18 protein-coding genes and 1 pseudogene are annotated in these 19,875 nt (G+C 43.3%); 9 read left to right on the forward strand and 10 right to left on the reverse strand.

Annotated features, from left to right (window positions below; translation table 11 throughout):
- Window positions 1–177, forward strand: a complete 177-nt coding sequence (locus LYNGBM3L_RS44060) for a hypothetical protein (protein WP_154659876.1) — start codon at window positions 1–3, stop codon at window positions 175–177.
- Here the strand turns inward: LYNGBM3L_RS44060 and LYNGBM3L_RS21195 are convergent.
- The 4 genes from LYNGBM3L_RS21195 to LYNGBM3L_RS21205 all read right to left on the reverse strand — a co-directional run bounded on the left by LYNGBM3L_RS21195 (window position 157) and on the right by LYNGBM3L_RS21205 (window position 4,213).
- Complete coding sequence (locus tag LYNGBM3L_RS21195; protein WP_008187683.1) at window positions 157–1,218, reverse strand: catalase family protein; 1,062 nt, start codon at window positions 1,216–1,218, stop codon at window positions 157–159. The two genes, LYNGBM3L_RS44060 and LYNGBM3L_RS21195, sit on opposite strands and share 21 nt — an antisense overlap.
- 235 nt (window positions 1,219–1,453) lie before the next feature.
- Complete coding sequence (locus LYNGBM3L_RS41370) at window positions 1,454–1,648, reverse strand: hypothetical protein (RefSeq protein ID WP_131827047.1); 195 nt, start codon at window positions 1,646–1,648, stop codon at window positions 1,454–1,456.
- 152 nt (window positions 1,649–1,800) lie between these two features.
- A complete protein-coding gene (locus tag LYNGBM3L_RS21200) occupies window positions 1,801–2,904 on the reverse strand; it encodes a hypothetical protein (protein ID WP_008187684.1) in 1,104 nt (367 codons plus the stop codon).
- A 961-nt stretch (window positions 2,905–3,865) separates the two neighbouring features.
- Complete coding sequence (locus LYNGBM3L_RS21205; RefSeq protein WP_131827046.1) at window positions 3,866–4,213, reverse strand: metallophosphoesterase family protein; 348 nt, start codon at window positions 4,211–4,213, stop codon at window positions 3,866–3,868.
- 472 nt (window positions 4,214–4,685) lie between these two features.
- Here LYNGBM3L_RS21205 and LYNGBM3L_RS21210 point away from each other — a divergent pair, with 472 nt between their 5' ends.
- Complete coding sequence (locus LYNGBM3L_RS21210) at window positions 4,686–4,940, forward strand: hypothetical protein (protein ID WP_008187686.1); 255 nt, start codon at window positions 4,686–4,688, stop codon at window positions 4,938–4,940.
- Between the two features lie 731 nt (window positions 4,941–5,671).
- Here LYNGBM3L_RS21210 and LYNGBM3L_RS21220 read toward each other — a convergent pair.
- The 3 genes from LYNGBM3L_RS21220 to trpB form a co-directional block, all read right to left on the reverse strand.
- Window positions 5,672–9,079 (reverse strand): ATP-binding protein, encoded by a 3,408-nt coding sequence (locus LYNGBM3L_RS21220; RefSeq protein WP_008187689.1) that lies wholly within the window; start codon window positions 9,077–9,079, stop codon window positions 5,672–5,674.
- A gap of 126 nt (window positions 9,080–9,205) precedes the next feature.
- A complete protein-coding gene (locus LYNGBM3L_RS21225) occupies window positions 9,206–9,856 on the reverse strand; it encodes a ribonuclease H-like domain-containing protein (RefSeq protein ID WP_008187690.1) in 651 nt (216 codons plus the stop codon).
- Window positions 9,857–10,348: 492 nt separating this feature from the next.
- A complete protein-coding gene (gene trpB / locus LYNGBM3L_RS21230; protein WP_008187691.1) occupies window positions 10,349–11,614 on the reverse strand; it encodes a tryptophan synthase subunit beta in 1,266 nt (421 codons plus the stop codon).
- A 167-nt stretch (window positions 11,615–11,781) separates the two neighbouring features.
- Between trpB and LYNGBM3L_RS21235 the strand changes: the two genes are divergently transcribed.
- Window positions 11,782–12,099, forward strand: coding sequence for a DUF4342 domain-containing protein (locus tag LYNGBM3L_RS21235; protein WP_008187692.1), 318 nt, complete (start codon window positions 11,782–11,784; stop codon window positions 12,097–12,099).
- Window positions 12,100–12,545: 446 nt separating this feature from the next.
- On the opposite strand, the gene pedR is transcribed toward LYNGBM3L_RS21235, so the two are convergent.
- Window positions 12,546–12,815 (reverse strand): photosynthetic electron transport-dependent transcriptional regulator PedR, encoded by a 270-nt coding sequence (pedR, locus tag LYNGBM3L_RS21245; protein WP_008187694.1) that lies wholly within the window; start codon window positions 12,813–12,815, stop codon window positions 12,546–12,548.
- Window positions 12,816–12,905: 90 nt separating this feature from the next.
- Between pedR and LYNGBM3L_RS41375 the strand changes: the two genes are divergently transcribed.
- The gene (locus LYNGBM3L_RS41375) at window positions 12,906–13,103 is read left to right on the forward strand and encodes a hypothetical protein (RefSeq protein ID WP_131827044.1); all 198 of its coding nucleotides are present in this window, start codon (window positions 12,906–12,908) and stop codon (window positions 13,101–13,103) included.
- Between the two features lie 61 nt (window positions 13,104–13,164).
- A complete protein-coding gene (locus LYNGBM3L_RS21250) occupies window positions 13,165–14,865 on the forward strand; it encodes a serine hydrolase (RefSeq protein ID WP_131827043.1) in 1,701 nt (566 codons plus the stop codon).
- Window positions 14,866–15,109: 244 nt separating this feature from the next.
- Here LYNGBM3L_RS21250 and LYNGBM3L_RS41380 read toward each other — a convergent pair whose 3' ends face one another.
- Window positions 15,110–15,307 carry a hypothetical protein gene (locus LYNGBM3L_RS41380; protein WP_131827042.1) on the reverse strand — a complete coding sequence of 66 codons (198 nt, stop codon included), beginning with the start codon at window positions 15,305–15,307 and terminating at the stop codon, window positions 15,110–15,112.
- Between the two features lie 8 nt (window positions 15,308–15,315).
- Here LYNGBM3L_RS41380 and LYNGBM3L_RS21255 point away from each other — a divergent pair, with 8 nt between their 5' ends.
- Both LYNGBM3L_RS21255 and LYNGBM3L_RS21260 read left to right on the forward strand, forming a co-directional pair.
- The gene (locus LYNGBM3L_RS21255; protein WP_008187696.1) at window positions 15,316–16,581 is read left to right on the forward strand and encodes a class I SAM-dependent methyltransferase; all 1,266 of its coding nucleotides are present in this window, start codon (window positions 15,316–15,318) and stop codon (window positions 16,579–16,581) included.
- Window positions 16,582–16,600: 19 nt separating this feature from the next.
- Window positions 16,601–16,873: a hypothetical protein gene (locus tag LYNGBM3L_RS21260; protein WP_008187697.1), complete on the forward strand. Its 273-nt coding sequence runs from the start codon at window positions 16,601–16,603 to the stop codon at window positions 16,871–16,873.
- A 670-nt stretch (window positions 16,874–17,543) separates the two neighbouring features.
- On the opposite strand, the gene LYNGBM3L_RS21265 is transcribed toward LYNGBM3L_RS21260, so the two are convergent.
- Complete coding sequence (locus LYNGBM3L_RS21265) at window positions 17,544–18,368, reverse strand: SDR family oxidoreductase (RefSeq protein WP_008187698.1); 825 nt, start codon at window positions 18,366–18,368, stop codon at window positions 17,544–17,546.
- Between the two features lie 320 nt (window positions 18,369–18,688).
- Here LYNGBM3L_RS21265 and LYNGBM3L_RS41385 point away from each other — a divergent pair.
- A pseudogene (locus LYNGBM3L_RS41385) lies at window positions 18,689–18,871 on the forward strand (transposase); the annotation flags it as partial.
- 539 nt (window positions 18,872–19,410) lie between these two features.
- Complete coding sequence (locus LYNGBM3L_RS21270; protein WP_008187699.1) at window positions 19,411–19,758, forward strand: hypothetical protein; 348 nt, start codon at window positions 19,411–19,413, stop codon at window positions 19,756–19,758.
- The last annotated feature ends 117 nt before the right edge of the window (window positions 19,759–19,875 follow it).

A 19,875-nucleotide genomic window follows, 5' to 3' on the forward strand; every position in this document is an offset into this window, starting at 1 on the left:
ATGGAGCTTCGGAGCAGCGATGTAGTGCGGTCTTGGGGGTTTCCAAGCCAGTTGCTCCCCACACTTGCCACACTTGCCACACTTGCCACACTTCCTAAACTTCTCTATCTTTCCCGACTCCCGACTCCCGACTCCCGACTCCCGACTCCCTGCTCCCTACTTCGGCAAGACATCTAGGGGAAAAATCGAGAAAAATTCTTCTGTTGTCGGTTCTTTATGGGGGACATTATTCAGTTGGTTTCGTAGCCGAGAAATTAACTCGTAAACCTGCTTGCGAGGACGGTTAATTCCCCCTAAAGGTCTATGCTCTGGTAGAGAATGCCATGGGGTGTAGGACAAATCTTCACAGAATTTGATTTGCTCAGGAGATTCAAAGGTCTGAGCAGGAATCTTGAGAGTAGCTATTTTTTGATAGGGTGATTTCCAATCGATGGTGGGGTCTTCAATTGGCATCTTATCGGCATCGGTCTGAAACTGAATTAAGAAATCAAAGCAAGCTTCTTTATTGTTGAGATGTTCTCGGATTGCGTCGCGGAGATAGTTTTCTGTTTTAGGAATCGACTTAGAACTAGTTGAGATATTATCAGGAGAAGGCTTCAGGGAGAATTTAATCGCTCCTGATCCATATTTGTATGGAGTTGTACTCCAATATTGAGATTCTAATGGACTGCGAATTTTAGACAACCGAATCCTTAGTCCGATCTGGATCTCACGCCAGCGCCATTTAAATGGATTAAGTCCAGTTATGAAAAACTTTAAGGGGTTCCGGCTTCCGGAACGTTCAATTTCTGCAAAAAACTCAATGTAGTCTTTGGCATTGCGAACTACGAAAAGCGGGTGGTCTATTAGCAAAAAGTCTTGGGTTTCCTCATATTTTTCATCCTCCAAGACTTTGTCTCCTGGTACACCCATCAGTTTAACCGCCATACCATGGGCATCACCTCTGGTATCCTTCTGCTCACTGAAATTTGAGAAGCGAATACAAGCGGGGAAACGCTTACCTGGTTCTTTAAAAATACCAACTCTAATCTTGTCATCCTTAGGGAGGTTAGGGTCAATGATAAATTCTCCTCTAACACAACCATGAGCTTTGGGATGTTCTCCCCGTTTTACAGGAGGATGTTTGTCAATAAGTCGTTCACTGATTTGGGCAATTTCACGAGTAGCTTCGTCTTCTTCGGGCGGTACGTTTTCTTGACCAATTTCTAATTGAGTCATCGGTTTCGCCTCTTTTACTCCTTTGGCTTTTTAGTATTATAGCATTAGGGTAGGGAGTAGGGAGTAGGGAGCAGGGAGTAGTATTTAGTTTTATCGTTTGTTTTTTAAGCCATCAGCTATCAGCTATTAGCTATCAGCTATCAGGCGAGAGAACTCCAGGGGGTCGGATTAGTAAAAGGAGCAGGAATTTTCAAGCAGCCGTAGGAGCATACTGCAGCTTTTTTACTACCTCCCGTTAATTAGCTGACGGCTGACGGCTGTTGCCGTAGCGTGCGGGTAGCGCATATGCTGTTGGCGTAGCGTGCGGGTAGCGCATATGCTTATAGTAAAGGTTGTTTGCTAATCCTAGATTTGTTCGATTGGGATTAATCGTTTGGTGGGCAGTGTCTAGTAACTTGATTGGCTGGCTGATTTGATCTGTCTCAACCACTGCCCACCCTACGTTAGCTTACTATTTTGATTAATCTTAGGTGGGCAGTGTCTAGTAACTTGATTGGCTGGCTGATTTGATCTGTCTGGTGCACTGCCCACCCTACGTGAACTACTATTGTTATTAATCCTCGGTGGGCAGTACCTACTAACTTAGCTTAACCAAGTAGTAGCAAAGAACTTATCTGTATCATTCCAAAGTTCAACTAGATCAGACTGAGCATCACCATTTAAATCGGTAACTAAGTAATCAGTATCGACTCGAAAGTCCCCTACTTGTGTATTACTGCCGAGGCTAAATCCACCCAGACCATCACTAATCCAAGTCGCAGCAAAGAAATTATCTGTATTATTCCAAAGTTCGACTAGATCAGACTCACCATCACCATTTACATCGGTGACTAAGTAATCAGTATCGACTCGAAAGTCCCCTACTCTGGTATTACCGCCGAAGTCAAAATCACCGTCACCATCACTAATCCAAGTCGCAGCAAAGAAACTATCTGTATCATTCCAAAGCTCGACTAGATCAGACTCACCATCGCCATTGACATCGGTGACTAAGTAATTAGTATCGACTCGAAAGTCCCCTACTCTGGTATTACCGCCGAAGTCAAAATCACCGTCACCATCACTAATCCAAGTCGCAGCAAAGAAACTATCTGTATCATTCCAAAGCTCGACTAGATCAGACTCACCATCGCCATTGACATCGGTAACTAAGTAATTAGTATCGACTCGAAAGTCCCCTACTCTGGTATTACCGCCGAAGTCAAAATCACCCTGACCATCACTAATCCAAGTCGCAGCAAAGAAACTATCTGTATCATTCCAAAGCTCGACTAGATCAGACTCACCATCGCCATTGACATCGGTAACTAAGTAATTAGTATCGACTCGAAAGTCCCCTACTCTGGTATTACCGCCGAAGTCAAAATCACCCTGACCATCACTAATCCAAGTCGCAGCAAAGAAACTATCTGTATCATTCCAAAGCTCGACTAGATCAGACTCACCATCGCCATTTACATCGGTGACTAAGTAATTAGTATCGACTCGAAAGTCCCCTACTCTGGTATTACCGCCGAAGTTAAATCCACCCTGACCATTACTAATCCAAGTCGCAGCAAAGAAACTATCTGTATCATTCCAAAGCTCGACTAGATCAGACTGACCATCCCCATTTACATCGGTGACTAAGTAATTAGTATCGACTCGAAAGTCCCCGACTGGAGTTGTTGAACCTAGAGAAAACATTTAACTTGCACTCCTATCATAGGATTGATACGCTAAATACAGTACGGCAATCGTACTTTGATACTCCCCGCTCTCAAAAAAGGGGGATTTTTGGCTCAAGGATTCGACTTGCTATGACAGGTTTACACGAAGCACAGTAGAGGTCAAATCTCCGCCAGTGTTTAGATCTTGAATCCTGTTTCCGTGTGGCACACCGTGTTTGATAGATGACCAACACATTTATATAATCTCTAATTGAATCTAGATTTAATAGTACCCTTAAGGGTACCTTTTGATTAAGAAGAATGAAGTTAAGTTAATTGTAAGCATTCAGCCGTCAGCCGTCAGCCGTCAGCCGTCAGCCGTCAGCTGACGTAACAGAGATTAAAGCAATGCTTACTTGTTTTATTCAAAAGCACCTCAAGTAGCGTGCGTGGCACAGGCTTTGGCCTTGGCCTTTCGGCCACGCGTGCGCGTTTGGCCACGCTGTGCGAACGAAGCTGGGAGGTAGCGCATTAGCTGATAGCTAATACGCGACACGCTGATACGCGACACGCTGATACGCGACACGCTGATACGCGACACGCTGATACGCGACACGCTGAATACTTACAGTTAATTTACGGCGGTTTGCATAACTAAGAAGTACAGTAAAAATAATGAGCGTAAGCATTCAGCCGTCAGCGGTCAGCCGTGAGCTTTTAGCTCACGCTACTTGAGGTGCTTTCCGTAACACAGATTAAACGAATACTTACCTGTTTTCTTGATCCCAAGCGCGAGTGGGGGAAACCACGGCAGACCGCGAGTGGCGCATGGGTCTGTGTGCGGAACCTGCGTCCGCACCGCTGTTTGCCCCGTGGGAACCCCCGCAGGTCGGCACTGCCTCCCCTGTTCCGAAGCTGCATCGCTTATTCAAAAGCTGTTCGGTGTAGCTTGCCCATAGCCCATAAGCACATCAAGTAGCGTGGGCTATGCCCAGTGGTCAAAGGCCTTTGGCTGATAGCTGTTCGCGTTCGCGAAGCGTCGGCTTTGCCGAAAGCGTGGCCAAAGGCCTTTGGCTGATAGCTGAATGCTTACTAGTTAACAGTTTGTCTACCTGTTGGAATTCTGATTCACTGCCGCCCTGGGTGATATCCCCAGTAAACATTACCAAATCCAAAGGGCCGACCTGTTCACAAAGGTACTCTAAATCATTGAAGAAAATTTCCTCAACATTTGGCCAGAGATTCTCTAAGCCATCCATACCCAAATGGAGGTCAGTCAGATGTAACCACCTAAAGATCACCTCCCTGTGATCTGAGGTTTGGTTTAATTCCGTTGAATAACTCACCGAATATATTTTATTTAACTAAATAGTATTTAATCTATGTAGATGCATCAAACCCAATCTGGACTTATTCTAACACAGGAAAATATAGGGAGCAGGGAGTAGAGAGTAGGGAACAGGGAGCAGGGAGCAGGGAGTAGGAAGCAGGGAGTAGGGAAAAAAATTATCACAATTTATTACTTTACCGATTTAATATTACCAGCGCTATCGATAAAATTACTCCCCAAAAAATGGTATTCTCTGAAATATATCTATGCGATTGACCTATGGTAACGCTACGGGAACGCTAACTAATATTTACGATTTTCCCTGTTCCCTGTTCCCTGTTGTCTGTTGCCTTTAAAAAAACGCGATCGCATTCCTTAATCCGTACATTTTATTTCAATTACCCCTCAAAAAAAATATAAAATCCCTTGACAAATTAATCTATAATCGTTATGATTATACTTATAAACCTTAAAACGTTTTTTTTACTATGTCTGACAACTTCCGCCCTAACCCAGAAAACAATCCTGAGGAAATTACTCCTAGTAATACTCCTCAGGAACCTTCCCAAAAAAAATACCCGATTAAGCACATTTTGAAAGGCTCCCGCCGGGCAATAAACAACACCATCCATACCCTTTATGCACGGGGTTACGCCCAAGTTGACGAATGGAGCCCCCTTCAGCCGACTGACATTCCTGGCGAATTCATCACGGTAATGACGAAGTACTTAATGCTGGGTTAAGGGCTTAAATTTCAGGGGGCTTTGCCCCCTGGTCAAAGCATCAGGTCTGATGTCAGCGGTCAGTAGTCAGCGGTCAGTGGTCAGCGTTTGGCCTTTGGCTTATAGCTAATAGCTGAAAACTGTTCGTGTAGCGCATAAACTGATAGCTGATAGCTGATAGCTTAGGTGAAATTTGGTCAATCAGATTGGATCACATCTGGATGGGTTTACAAAGTTGAGACATAAGTAAAAATTGCTAGCCGTGGAATTTATTTCTGCGGCTAGTTTTTTTGGGGTTATCAGGTTGAAAGTTATCAGGTTGAAGGTTAGTAAGTTGAAGGTTATGATGTTGAAGGTTATGATGTTGAAGGTTATGATATTGAAGGTTATCAGGTTGGGGGTTATTAAGTTGAAAGTTATTAGGTTGTTTGCCTTTGGCTTTCGGTGTAGGGTAGCTTAAAGGTTATGATGTTGAAAGTTAAAGGTTATGATGTTGAAAGTTGGAGGTTATGATGTTGTTCGCGTAGCGTGGCCTATTGGCCAAGGTTATTAACAGGCTCAGCTCATCAACACAAGACCTCGCAGCATTACTATTGTCTTGATCCAGTCACTGAGATCATCTTCGGATAATTACCTTTAATAAAAATCTGCCCCATCTCCCCATCTCCCCATCTCCCCATCTCCCCATCTCCCCATCTCCCCACACTCTCCCTGTTCCCTGTTCCCTGTTCCCTCTTCCCTATAACACCACTTCAAGTAATCACAATATCCAATTCCGACACCCCAAACAAGCGGGCTTTAGCACAGCGTTCAATATAAAGTTCAACCACCCGGTCTTGGTGATTAATCTGTAAAAGTTCCTCAAAAATCTGTTGCGCCTGAGCAAAGTCTTCTTCTACATAATAGGCAACCGCTTCCTCAAACCGAGGAGTCGTGCCGGACTTGAAAGCAATCAAATTCTCAGGATTAGCATCATACACTTCAAAGATTTCCACCGGTTGACTTTTACCCTTAACCTTAACTCGCCCTAGACACCGATAATGATAACTGTCTCGATTATCCAGATAATTCAAGGTTGGTTTACTAATCAAAATCTCTGTTCCATAAATCTTGGTTAAACTTTCCAAACGGGAGGCCAAATTTACAGTATCAGCAATCACGGTTGTATCCATCCGTTGAGATTCCCCCACTGTACCTAAAATTAAACTCCCCTTGTGCAAACCAATACCAATCGCAATGGTTTCATAACCACTATTGTGCCGATGGGAGTTATAAAGATAAACTTGCTTTTGCATCTCAATGGCTGCGTTTAGGGCATGATCAGCCTTTTCGGGAAACAACGCCATCACCGCATCACCAATATATTTATCAATGAAGCCGTTATAATTACGAATCACTGGACTGACTCGACTTAAATAACCATTGATAAAATTAAAATTTTCTTCCGGTGACATCCTCTCTGATAAACTAGTAAAGGAGCGAATATCCGAAAAAAGTACCGTCATCTCTTTTTGGACATAATCCCCTAATTGGACATCAAGAATACTTTCCCTTTTTAAAAATTGCAGAAACTCCCGAGGCACAAAGCGTCCATATGCTACATTAATTTTCGCTAACTGAAGATGGGTCTTAATTCGTGCTAGCAATTCATTCTTGGAAATGGGCTTAGTTAAATAATCATTAGCTCCTGCTGCAAATCCTGCTACCAAATCTGAAATCTGATTTTTAGCGGTTAACAAGACTACGGGTAGTTCATTCGGTAGATATTTATTACGGATTTTTTTGCAGAACTCATAGCCGGTCATTTTCGGCATCATAATATCCAGTAAAATCAAGTCTGGTCTGTATCCTTGGCGAATTTTTGTGAATGCATCTAGGCCATTAACTGCTTGAGTAATCTTATAGTTGTGCAGAGAAAGATGGTTGACCAAAACCTGAAGATTTACTGGTTCATCATCTACAATCAAGATTTTAAATGCTTTCATACTTGGTGATGATAAGTTCTGATCAGATATCAGGTGATCAGATATCAGGTGATCAGACATCAGGTGATCAGACATCAGGTGATTAGACATCAGGTGATTAGACATCAGGTGATCAGATATCAGGTGCTCAGAGTCACTTGCCATCGCCAAATAATTCTGAACCTTGGAAACTTCCTCTCGCTGTTTCCTCTCTACTTTACCTGTTGATATCGGTAGGGTGAAACTAAACCGTGAGCCAAGGTTTGGGGTAGACTCCACATCAATATCTCCGCCGTGGAGCTGCACCAGTTTTTTAGTAACCGCTAAACCTAACCCCACTCCTCCATATTTCCTATTAATGGAGCCATCCCCTTGTTCAAAAGCTTCAAAAATTCGGTCTAATTTATCAGGTGGGATACCAATACCTGTATCAGAAACGGTAATTTTTAGATAATAATTTACCACCTCTGCTGACACTTTAATCGTACCACGTTCAGTAAATTTAATGGCATTACCCACTAAATTATAGAGAATCTGTTGGAGTCGGTTTTCATCAGCATCGACTGGGGGAATCGATGAGGAAACTTGATTAATCAATTGTAGCTTTTTATTACCCACAAGAGGACGGGATAGCAATAAAACAACTTCTGTTATTTCTCGCATCCCCACTGGCTTAATTCTCAGGTTAATTTGTTTATGCTTGAGGGCCGAAAAATCCAGTAAATCGTTAACAAGCTGAGTTAACCGTTTGCCACTAGAGACAATCAGAGAAAGATTAGATGATGTTGGCTGGGATAACTCACCTGTTGCTCCATCAATCAAGGATTCAGCGATGCCAATAATGCCATTCAGAGGTGTTTTAAGTTCATGGGATGTATTAGCTAAGAATTCATTTTTGAGCTGATCCATTTCCTGAAGAGCAGCATTCTTAGTTTCTAGTTTCTGGTTATACTCCTGTAGCAGTCGCCTGGTTTCAGCAAATCGTCGTTCTAAAATTAATGCTAAGGATAGGATAAACAGCAACATTCCCCAAGGATAGAATCGTTGATACCAATTTTCCAGTTCAAAGCGATAAACTAAAATATCATGCATTCCTGCTATAGCCAGGATAGATAATCCGAAACTAAATAGTTTAGCATAATAGTTTTTTTTAGTGATAGCTATAGGAATAGCATGGAGCAATAAAATTATTGTACTAGCCAGGAGCAGGTAGTGATCAATATATCTCTCATAGAACCAAGAACTGTTGTAGATAAAAATTAATCCTAAAGAAATTACGGAATAAATTATGTGAATTTGCCATAACCGCTGGATGATGGAAAAATAGCCTGATCCAAATATTTGTTCAAAACCAATAAGGGTCAGAATAGGAAGAAAACAAAAAGCCGTATATCGAGTATATTCCCAATTCATTGAATCCTTAAATAATAAGGGAATAATGGTTGATTGGCTAATGTTGTAAACGCCACCAGCTATGGCTAATAATCCAAAGGCTAGAATTAATCGTTTATCTTGAGACCGGAATAAACACGTTAAACTAAACCACAGCCCAATTAAAATAAAAATACATCCTAAAACGGTGCTTATTTCGTCTTTGAACAAACACCGAATTACGTTAAATTTAGAACCAATAACTATCCGGTCGAAAAATCCGATGTAAATAGACTTATCACCCCCGACATAAACATTAATGAACAATGATTTGCCGGAAAAATTTGAATCAAGAGGAACAATTGGCCATTGATACCCTTCACCATTAGCTGGAGGCAATGAGTTAGGGGATAATCGGGTATAAATCAGTTGCTGATCTAAATAAGCTTCTAGTATATTCGGAACTGCTCCGAGATAAAGAGTGGGAGATTGCCATTTACCGTCTGGTAACCTAACCCCTAACCAAACATTGTTTTGCTGTTGATCTTGCTGTGACTTCCATAGTCTTTCTGGAAAAGAAAATGGTTGCCAGCAAGGGTTCCCGTTGGCAATCTCGACCTTAGTACACCCCTTGGCATTACGGAGGTTATTGATAGAAACATCACCCCAGAGATAGTGCCATCCTTGGGTAATCTCCAATGGCGGCAAGGTTTTAGATGCCTGAGATTGTGCTTGACTAGGTGCTATGGTTAATAGGCTAATCAGTACTGATATCAAAAAAGCGCCCAAACACAAGGGGATTTGGGCACGTTTCCAACTAAACATACGTTTCACTGGTATCTCCTGGAGGGGCTATGGGTAACACCCCTCCTCTACTAGTTTAAGTTGGATTTTGGAGCTTGGAAACTGTTTGTTAAACTTTACTTAAATCCTGGCATCGGTTCTGATTGTTCAATGTTCAAATACATCTCGATAGTGCAACAAATCGAGAGATACCATAGTCGGTAACGCCTCAAAGCACTGTTGAGCTAATTCCCAACGGTCTTCCCGTTCCAGCATATTGATCAGTTTTTGCCGCACATTCAACAAGTAGCGTACATCATTAGCAGCGTATTCCAACTGCTGATCGGAGAGGTTAGCAACATTACCCCAGTCAGAACTCTGAGCACTTTTATCCAAATCTATCCGTTCTAGCTCTTTGACCAATTCTTTGAGACCATGGCTACTAGTATAGGTGCGGGCTAACTTACTAGCAATCTTGGTGCAGAATACAGGATTGACATCAATACCGAGATTTTGCCTAAGCATAGCGACATCAAACCGAGCAAAGTGAAATACTTTGAGCACATTAGTCGCTTCTAACAACTGTTTTAATCGGGGTGCTTCTGTTTGTCCTTTGTCAATGCGGACAAAGGTGACTCGTCCTTGTGGATCACACAGCTGTACAAGACATAAGCGATCGCGTTGGTAAATCAGTCCCATGGTTTCGGTATCCACGGCGAGGGAATCTGCCCTTAGATACTCTTGGCATATAGATTCGGGTAAATCGCGATCGCAAACTTGAAAATCCTTCAATTCTTCAATTACAGTTGTGTTGGTCATTGGTTCAAAGGTTATAGGTTGTAGGTTCTAGAAGTTTGTTGGATGGGATAGTGTTTGATGCGATAGTTTTGATGGGATAATATTCTTAGGGAGAACTCCCAGGATTTGGTTGATTCGATGCTCCTATGGGGTACCGTTTCTGTTCCCATGAGGAGAACGGAAAAGGCACAGTTATTCGTGAAGATGACAGTCACCACTGATACTAACCACTAGCGGTAGTGTTAGTTATCGCTTTAAAGCGATGTTATAGCACCATAACTAGCAACTAAATCACAGTGGTTACTAGAGTTAAGGACCCTTGATCAAAACTTGAGTTAATTCCACAGTAAAGATAAGCATTCCCAAACTAATCTTGAGCAATGCTTTTGGCATGAGCAGGCTGGCTAAACCCTGGGCTCTAATTTCTGGGAATTTCTAATTTCTGGGAATTACTGTATCGTAGTTTACAATTTACCCTTGACAGTCCACATGTCCTACTTATTTTTTATTTTTTTAATCTTTCGAGGTCTGAGCTGACATAAATTTAGCAACAGTTTGCACATCCTTATCACCCCGACCGGAACAGTTAATCACGATCTGGGGATTACCACTGAGTTGGGGACACAGAGTTTCGAGATATGCGATCGCATGAGATGTTTCCAGTGCCGGTATAATTCCCTCCAGCTCAGACAACCGTTGAAACGCAGCCACCGCTTCTTGGTCTGTAACACTATAATACTCTGCCCGACTACTATCTTTCAAATAGCTATGCTCTGGACCGACACCAGGATAGTCCAATCCAGCACTAATCGAGTGAGCTTCGAGCACCTGACCATCATGATCTTGGAGCAAATAACTCATTGCCCCGTGCAACACTCCTGGTCGTCCAAGAGTGAGGGTAGCCGCATGTTTAGCAGAATCCACACCAGCGCCTGCTGCTTCCACGCCAATCAACCGCACAGTGGGTTCATTAACAAACTCATGGAACAGGCCCATGGCATTGGAGCCACCTCCCACACAAGCTAACAATATATCCGGCAAACCGCCCCACTTTTCCAAACATTGAGCGCGAGTTTCCTGGCCAATCACAGCATGGAAATCCCGTACCATTTTTGGGTAAGGATGAGGACCTGCCACTGACCCAAGGATATAGTGAGTGGTTTCGACATTTGTCACCCAGTCTCGAATCGCTTCCGAGGTCGCATCCTTGAGAGTACCGGTTCCAGCGGATACCGGTTGCACCGTTGCTCCCAGTAGCCGCATCCGAAATACATTCAGGGATTGCCGTTCCATGTCCTGAACGCCCATATAAATGACGCATTCGAGACCAAATCGAGCACATACTGTTGCGGTAGCCACACCATGCTGACCCGCTCCCGTTTCAGCAATGATGCGCCGCTTACCCATGCGCTTGGCTAGCAATACCTGAGCCAGAGCATTATTTATTTTGTGAGCACCAGTGTGATTTAAATCTTCCCGTTTTAGATAAATCCGTGGTCCACTACCATCAGATTTGGTATAGTAGTTACTCAGACGTTCAGCAAAATAGAGAGGACTAGGACGTCCTACATAGTCTCGCAGCAGTTGTTGTAGTTCCTGTTGGAAATCCGGGTCATTACGGTATTGATCAAAAGACTGCTCTAGTTCACTTAGAGCAGGCATCAGGGTTTCTGGGACATACTTGCCACCAAATTTCCCAAAACGTCCCAAAGCGTCCGGTTGTTGGGTCGGTTGGTCCCTATCGTCGCCGATACTAAGGGGTAGGGGTGTTTTAGTCACAGCGGTGTCACACAATTTATAGAACGAACATCTCGACTATTTATTATAAAACCCAAAATCCCCTACCACCAGTCCTATAGCATTTGGGCTCAACATTAACAATTATTTTGAGCTAATGTAGAAAAATAATCACCATAACTACCATACCGGTGCCTAAGCAGCTTACCATGAATGAACCAACTGATCAACAAATTAACAATCACTCCAATTCTGTAGAGGCAGACGTTCAGCCAAAGGTCAGTGTCGAAGAATTCAGTATTAGTGGTAATGACCTGATTGACAAAGTTAAAGACCTAATTAATCAGGGGAATATTCGCCGAATTATGGTCAAAAATGAACAGGAGCGAATTTTGTTGGAGATTCCGCTAACTTTTGGAGTATTAGGAGGATTTACTGCTATTTTCTTGGCTCCTTGGTTAGTCGCCCTGGGAGCGATCGGGGCATTGGCAGCTAGATTGAAAGTAGTGGTGGAACGAAAGGAATAGCGGTCGAGATATCGTAGATATCTACCCTAACCCCTAAACAGGTATGGGACATCCTAGAGAAAGATTGCCTGCGATCGCTAAAGATGCTAAAAATATCTTAAGATATACTTAAGATATACTTTGAGCGGTCAACTTTGAGTTGTCAGCTTTGAGTTGTCAGCTTTGAGTTGTCAGCTTTGAGTTATCAGCTTTGAGTTATCAGCAGTCAGCCAAAAGCCTACAAGTCACTCTGGACAACTAAACTAATTATGCCAGTGGGACTTAGATAATCATGGGTTTCTTGGTGTTTAGCTGGGGGGTTGCCAGTGCCACTGAGGTGCTTGGTGGCTTCAGCAAAGCAACCTGAGCAAAGCAACCTGAGCAAAATTGCCTAATCCTAGCTTCAAGCCGACTCTGAAAACTATCAGTAATTTCAATAATCTCCGGGACTGGATAAGTCAGTGGGATCACTGAGTTTGACCAGGGGCTGGTAAAGGACAGCAATTGACATCATTCAAGCAAACTTTGCCCCACTTTAAGGCCCAACGAACCAAACCCACCCGGTTATCAGTGGAAGTTTTGGTCAAAATGTTACTGATATGATTATCAACAGTGCGCTTACTGATTGCCAGCTCCTGGGCGATTTCGAGATTGGTTAAACCAGCCGCTACATGTTCGATGATTTGCAATTCGCGGTAAGACAGAGTTGCATGATTCTGGGATTTACCACTAGCCATAAGTAATTTTTCTCTAGTAGATATACCTATCTTATCTGATTTTACCGCCAATGGTGACCCGCTTCACTTAATTTGCCATGGGGAAATTAAGTGATTATCAATAAACAGGACAAGGAAGAGTATAGGAAGTGTGGCAGGAGTGTGGCAAGCATGGTAAGCGTGGTAAGTGTGGTAAGCGTGGGGAGTCAGATGAGCAACTGGCGTCGAAACGTAAGCTTATGCGCTACGCGCACGCTACACCGAACAGCTTTCAGCCATTCCCGTAGCGTGGCCAAGGCTGACGGCTGACGGCTGACGGCTGAATGCTTACGTCGAAACTTCTGAAATTCACATGAATGGAGAGCAACTAATGGAAGGTCTTAGTGATTTTATTAACCAGAGAATGGAAGAGTGGAAAGTCCCAGGGCTGGCTGTCGCTATTGTTCACGATAGCGAGATCATCTTTTGTGAAGGCTTTGGTTTTAGGGATGTAGAAAAAGGCTTAAAAGTAACCTCTAAAACCCTATTTGCCATTGGGTCTTGCACTAAAGCCTTTACCACAATGGCTATGGGCATCTTGGCTGAGCGACGAAAATTAGATTGGGATAAACCAGTTAGACATTATCTGCCCACGTTCACACTATACGATGCCTATGCTAGTGAACACATGACTCTCCGTGACCTGGTCACTCATCGTTCTGGCTTACCCCGTCACGGTTTCATGTGGTATAACAGTCCTTTCACTCGTAAAGAAATAGTTGAGCGCTTACAGTATCTCGAACCTAATCATGAATTGCGGAGTGTCTATCAGTATCAAAATTTGATGTACATGACCGCTGGCTACTTAGTCGGTCAAATTGCCGAGAGCAGCTGGGAAGAATTTGTTCAGCAGGAAATTTTTAATCCTTTGTCGATGGCAGACAGCAATTTTTCCGTTGTCAAATCCCAGGAGACTGAGGATTTTTCCCTTCCTTATCGAGAGAAAGATGACGTAGTTAAAGCCATCCCATTTCGCAATATCGACACTATTGGTCCTGCTGGCTCTATTAATTCCAATGTTACTGATATGGCGAAGTGGCTTCTACTCCATCAAAACCAGGGAAACTATGAGGATAAGCAGATTATCAACCCTGGTATTCTGACTGAGATGTATACACCACAAATCGTGAAGCCGTCATCCCTTGAGTATCCGGAATTCTGGCATTACTCTTATGGATTAGGATGGTTTCTCACTGCCTACCGAGGTCATAATCACGTTAAGCATGGGGGTAATATTGACGGATTTTCTGCCCTGACAACGTTGATGCCTCAAGATAAAATTGGTGTGGTAGTTCTCACCAATCTCCAAGGAACCCCATTGCCAGATATTATAACTTATCACATTTGCGATCGCTTGCTTGGTCTCGACGAAGTTCCTTGGAATGAAAGGCAGAAGAGTAAGGTTGAGGAAGCTAAACAAGCGGCTGAACAAGGCAAACAGAACACCAAACCACAGCCTAAAACTGGCACTCAACCATCACATCCCCTAGAAGATTACACAGGAGATTTTGAGCATCCCGGATACGGAATAGTTTCCATTGCGCTCAAAGATCAGCAGTTAACGGCAACTTATAATTCCATCGTTGCGGAACTAAAGCACTACCACTATGATAGTTTTGAATTACTATCAGAGGGTTCTGATAATTTTCAACTATTATCATTCTTTAATGACCCCAAAGGAATTATTCAGAGACTGTCCATACCTCTAGAACCGAAGGTGAAGGATATTGTATTTGAACGAATCCCTGACCAAAGCATTTTAACCACTAGTTTTATGGAAAAATTTGTGGGTGAATATGACATTTCTGGTCAATCTATGACTATCTTTATCAAAGATAATAAACTATTTGTGTCATTAGCTGGTCAGCCAGAGATAGAGTTAGTTCGTTACCAAGGAACCGAATTTAATTTTAAGGATTCCCCAGCAGGATATAGTATTAACTTCACTACCGATAATGGTGGGGTTGTGACTCAAGCAGTGATTACTCAACCCAATGGCGTATTCACGGCTAATAAAAAAGTGTCTACGTAAGCTATAGAAAAGGGAGTAGGGAGAATAAAATTGACGTAAGCTATCAGCTATCAGCTATCAGCTATCAGCTATCAGCTATCAGCTATCAGCTATCAGCTATCAGCTATCAGCTATCAGCTATCAGCTATCAGCCTATGCGCACGCTACTTGAGGTGCTAATGCGCTACGCGCACGCTACGCGAACAGCTTTTGAATAAGCGATGCAGCGCCGACCTGCGGGGGTTTCCCCCACTCGCGCTTTGCATCAAGACAACAGGTCAGCATTCGAATAATGCTGAGTTACCTCCCAGCGTCGTTCGCACAGCGTGGCCAAACGCGCACGCGTGGCCGTTCGCGTAGCGTGGCCAAAAGGCCAAAAGGCCAAGGCCAAAGCCTGTGCCACAAAGCTGACTGCTGACTGCTGACTGCTGACTGCTGACTGCTGAATGCTTACCTTCTGCAAGAAGTCTAATGACTAATTTCTTGAATTCAAACCTTCCATCTACTCAACCTCTATCCAAGGTAATTGCTAATCACATTGCTACAGCACCTAACCAGGGAATTACCTTTGCCCAGTACATGGACTTAGCACTATACCATCCACAGCTAGGTTACTACGCTTCTGGTGCAGTTAACATTGGTTCATCAGGAGACTTTTTCACCTCACCTCACTTAGGAAAAGACTTCGGGGAATTACTTGCTGAACAGTTTGCCCAAATGTGGGATATCCTCGGACAACCTAATCCCTTTACCCTGATGGAAGTGGGAGCGGGACAGGGCCTCCTAGCAGCAGATGTTCTAGTTTACTTGCACCAGCACTACCCAGATTGCTATGGTGCGGTAAATTACATCATTGTGGAAAAGGCAACAGCAATGATTGCTCAACAGAAGCAGCTGTTGTTGAAACTAAACCTACCCAGACTCGACAATCACCAGCCCTCGTTACCTGTACGGTGGTGTTCTTGGGAAGAAATACAAGACAATTCCCTGACTGGTTGCTGTTTCTCTAACGAATTGGTTGATGCATTACCGGTACATCAAGTTGTGCTGCAAGCAGGAGATCTCAAAGAAATTTATATCGCAACTGTTGATCAGGATGACGATGACATTAAGTTTGTAGAAGTTTTAGATACCCCTTCTACACCCCAACTGAGAGAGTATTTTGATTTGGTAGGTATTGATTTGTTCTCTGGTTCCTATCCAGAGGGCTATCGCTGTGAGGTGAATCTCGCTGCACTGGATTGGATTAAAACTGTTGCGAAACGGTTAAACCAGGGATTTGTCCTAACGATTGATTATGGCTATCCAGCCCAAAAGTATTATTTGCCAGCCCGTGATCAGGGAACATTACAGTGTTATTATCGCCACCGGCACCACAATAACCCCTATAGTTATATCGGCGAACAAGACATTACGGCTCATGTGGATTTTACTGCCCTAGAGCAACAAGGAGAGTTATGTGGTTTGGGTAAGGTAGGTTTGACCAAGCAAGGGTTGTTTCTAATGGCATTGGGATTAGGCGATCGCATAGCTGCTCTTTCTGAGCCTAGAGAAGGGGGAAATGCGAACGCAACAGCACAGGATGTGATCAAGATTATGCAGCGTCGCCAACGGTTACACCAGTTGATCGATCCAACCGGATTGGGTGGCTTTGGGGTTTTAATTCAAAGTAAGGGATTAACGCCATCAGCAGAAGGGGTGGCCCTTAAGGGGTTGACGGTACCACCGATCAGCTAATAGCGCTGGGAGCGGGGAGATGGGGAGATTTTTATTAAGGGTAATTATCGGTTCTCATAGTAATCAGGTAAACAAGATTTTTTCCCAATTCCCAATTCCCGATTCCCGATTCCCAATTCCCGATTCCCTAAAATCCCAAATCCTACATATCACAACTGAAGTTCCCCCAAAGTTTGAACTACTCGAAACCTCAATCCCAAGCTCTGTGGCGTTCCTAGGCTTGTCGGTACTTATTGCTACTGGGTACAGTCTTATTGAGAATGCTCACAACGTTTATCTGAAGGGCGTTTGAGCGATGCAGAGGTGCGACCCGTGGCGAATTTAATTCGCCTACGGAAAGCGCACCATTACGGTCTTGGGGAGCCAGTGCGGTCTTGGGGGTCTCCCCCATGAGCAACTGGCGTGGTTTCCCCCACTCGCTATTGCATCAAGAAGCGATTTGGTTCTCAAATAAAAATGCGACCAGTGCCTATAGTTGGATTATATTCCAATTGCAGACATACTTCAAGAACCAACATGGGTACACAATTTTTGGGCTCAATCGCTATATCCCTTATGGGGAGAGCTTTTAACTAGTATAGTAGTACAAATGAACGGGGGAACTTCAGTCACAAAAAATTCACACTTGTTTTAGATAGTGTATTTGTTGAATCTTGGCTAGAGGCGATTCATGCACCAATCGCCTCGTTACTTATATTTAGGCTAGTTTTCAGTCAACTAATCCCACCGAGGTAAGCATTCAGCCGTCAGCTGTCAGCCGTGAGCTTAAAATAAACCTCTTTCGTGAGAATTTAATAGTTCGAGATTTTACAGAATTGAAAGTTTGGGGAAAAGCCCATTGCCCATTGCCCATAGGCCCACGCTACGCTAACAGCTTTCCGTACAGAGATTAAACGAAGCTTACCTATGCAAGCTGAAAGCTGATGGCTGATAGCTGAATGCTTACCCACCGAGTAATCAGATTAGAAAATTTTTTCTGGATGAATAAACTGGTAACCTGCATCAATTATCTTTTTATTTGACACTCGGGCATTGTAAGGTCGGGCTTTAGTAACGGATGAATCCCAGGATACGGGGGGTAAGTTGTGCTGTTTAAATACTTTTTCAAGCAATTCTTGATAAGTCAGGATTTGATCATCTACTAGATTATATATCCCTTGCAGTTGGTGAGAACGGACAAATTCTATCCCACCCACTATGTCATCTAGATGAATCCAATTGGTGACTTCTTGACCCGAACCCTCACGAGTAGTACCTGCGAATCGACCAAATATTTTGACTAGTTCCCGCTTCGGACCATAAATTCCTCCCAGACGCAGGATACAAACCTTCAGATTAGGATTGGATGCTGATAGTAATACCTGCTCAGTTTCTGCCAGAATTTCATAATTTGGACTCGCGGGAGCAATCGGTGATGTTTCGTCTACCCAGCCTCCCTGTCGATCACCGTACACAGCATAGCTTCCCGTGTAAATTAGCTGTCGTACCGTAGGAGCGTTTTTGAGCACAGAAACTAAGGTTTGGGCTGTGTCTAAGTAGGCTTCTTGATAGACCTTGCCATTGGCAGCACCCACAGACAGAAGAATAATCTCCTGGTTTTTCACTACCGATTCGAGACCAATAGGGTCGTTTCCTTTAACCACAACCACTCGGTCAGCAATTGTTTCTAGTTCTCGGACCCGCTCAGGGGTAGTAGTGGTTACTGTAGTGGATAACCCTAACTCTTGATGCCAAAGGTGAGCAACAGCACTACCCACGTATCCACAACCAATGATTGCTACATTCATAGCTCGTATGTTTTAAAATTCGATTATTATAAAAAATCTTACCTTCGCGCAAGCTTTACCCGGGTGTATCTCAATGCATGAAATTAGGCAAAAATTCCCGCGCCCCCGCCCCACACTTCCCGCGCCCCCGCCCCACACTCCCCTCCTTTTTTACAAATATGAGATGCACCCGCTTTACCCCTTGGGTCTTTCCTTGAAAACCCCGTCTTTTTCAAGGGGGGATGAAACGTGAGCGTGTAGGGCGGTTTAATTATTTTAGGTCAAGTAGCTGAGACTATTGTTCGCGTAGCGTGGCCAAAGGCCAATAAAATTTACCATAAATTTGTCATTATTTGATCAATAAAACAACTAGTGGAGTAATGGCAGTATTAAATAATAAGATGAAATTGATTATTCGTCAAAGCTATGGGTTTAGAAATTTTTATAATCTGAGGGAAAAGCTGTTAGCTTGCTTGTTTATAGCAATTATCATAGCTATGAGGTACACAATTTCGGGATTTTAGGGAACAGCGGATCTGGGAACAGCGGATCTGAGAAGAGAGAAGAGGGAATAAGGAATAGCGATGCGCTACATCAAGACAGGGAATCAACGTCAAAGAATACTGTACCTCATAACTGCGATAAACGCTATAAATAAGCTTAGCTTATCACCACAGGGACCGAAGAGCCCAATTATTTAAAAATAAGTTAAAAAAACAATAAATTATTGCCCAAATCCTTCCTCCGTAGAGTAAAGTAAAAAGTATCGCCAGAGATAGGGTACTGCGTAATCCTTGCCTAACAATTTGGTCACCTAGGTCGGCTTAGAAGCAAACAACTAGTTAGCTATCAACAGCCGGAGAAACAAGTTACAGCAGGGAATGCGGAAAACTGGGTCAATAAGACCTAAAACCCTTCGGGAGATTTGCCCTAAGTGCTTGGTTGGTATAAACCTATCAGCTTATGGCGAGTCGATGAACCGAGAATCCCCCGTGCGAGCAATCCCTCGCACGGGGGAATGTCAAGATAGAAAAATTTAGCTATCAGCAAGCCCCAAGTCTATATGGCTCGCTACACTCGTTCCATTAAAATCACTATTTCCCTTGATCGTCTTCTACCGTTACTGATTGAGGTTCTAAAATCCTGCCATTTTGAGATTCTCTACGAGAGTGATGACTATATAATGGCAAGAGAGAGTCCGGATAATATATCCTTTACCAAGCTGGTTACAGTGGACGTATTGATTGACAAATCGAAAGCCACTGAGCAACAAGTGCCCATAAATTTTGTCGTCAAAAATGAAGAGTTACCTCTACAGGTTAATAACCATTGTCGGCAAATGTTTGAGCTACTTCAAGAGGCAGTTAATAACAATCCCGATTGGCAAATTGTGGAGGAGCTAGCTACTTAACAAGTAAGTAATCAGTAATCAGTAATCAGCAATCAGCTATCAGCTATCAGCTATCAGCTATCAGCAATCAGCTATCAGCTATCAGCTATCAGCTATCAGCTATCAGCAATCAGCAAT

Origin of the sequence: Moorena producens 3L (assembly GCF_000211815.1) — a bacterium.
Taxonomy (GTDB): domain Bacteria; phylum Cyanobacteriota; class Cyanobacteriia; order Cyanobacteriales; family Coleofasciculaceae; genus Moorena; species Moorena producens.

Excerpts from the sequence above, each read along its gene's own strand:
- LYNGBM3L_RS44060 (WP_154659876.1), top strand. The coding sequence starts at position 1 with ATGGAGCTTCGGAGCAGCGATGTAGTGCGGTCTTGGGGGTTTCCAAGC.
- LYNGBM3L_RS21195 (WP_008187683.1), bottom strand. The coding sequence starts at position 1,218 with ATGACTCAATTAGAAATTGGTCAAGAAAACGTACCGCCCGAAGAAGAC.
- LYNGBM3L_RS21200 (WP_008187684.1), bottom strand. The coding sequence starts at position 2,904 with ATGTTTTCTCTAGGTTCAACAACTCCAGTCGGGGACTTTCGAGTCGAT.
- LYNGBM3L_RS21210 (WP_008187686.1), top strand. The coding sequence starts at position 4,686 with ATGTCTGACAACTTCCGCCCTAACCCAGAAAACAATCCTGAGGAAATT.
- LYNGBM3L_RS21220 (WP_008187689.1), bottom strand. The coding sequence starts at position 9,079 with ATGTTTAGTTGGAAACGTGCCCAAATCCCCTTGTGTTTGGGCGCTTTT.
- LYNGBM3L_RS21225 (WP_008187690.1), bottom strand. The coding sequence starts at position 9,856 with ATGACCAACACAACTGTAATTGAAGAATTGAAGGATTTTCAAGTTTGC.
- LYNGBM3L_RS21235 (WP_008187692.1), top strand. The coding sequence starts at position 11,782 with ATGAATGAACCAACTGATCAACAAATTAACAATCACTCCAATTCTGTA.
- pedR (WP_008187694.1), bottom strand. The coding sequence starts at position 12,815 with ATGGCTAGTGGTAAATCCCAGAATCATGCAACTCTGTCTTACCGCGAA.
- LYNGBM3L_RS21250 (WP_131827043.1), top strand. The coding sequence starts at position 13,165 with ATGGAAGGTCTTAGTGATTTTATTAACCAGAGAATGGAAGAGTGGAAA.
- LYNGBM3L_RS21255 (WP_008187696.1), top strand. The coding sequence starts at position 15,316 with ATGACTAATTTCTTGAATTCAAACCTTCCATCTACTCAACCTCTATCC.
- LYNGBM3L_RS21260 (WP_008187697.1), top strand. The coding sequence starts at position 16,601 with ATGGGGAGATTTTTATTAAGGGTAATTATCGGTTCTCATAGTAATCAG.
- LYNGBM3L_RS21265 (WP_008187698.1), bottom strand. The coding sequence starts at position 18,368 with ATGAATGTAGCAATCATTGGTTGTGGATACGTGGGTAGTGCTGTTGCT.
- LYNGBM3L_RS21270 (WP_008187699.1), top strand. The coding sequence starts at position 19,411 with ATGGCTCGCTACACTCGTTCCATTAAAATCACTATTTCCCTTGATCGT.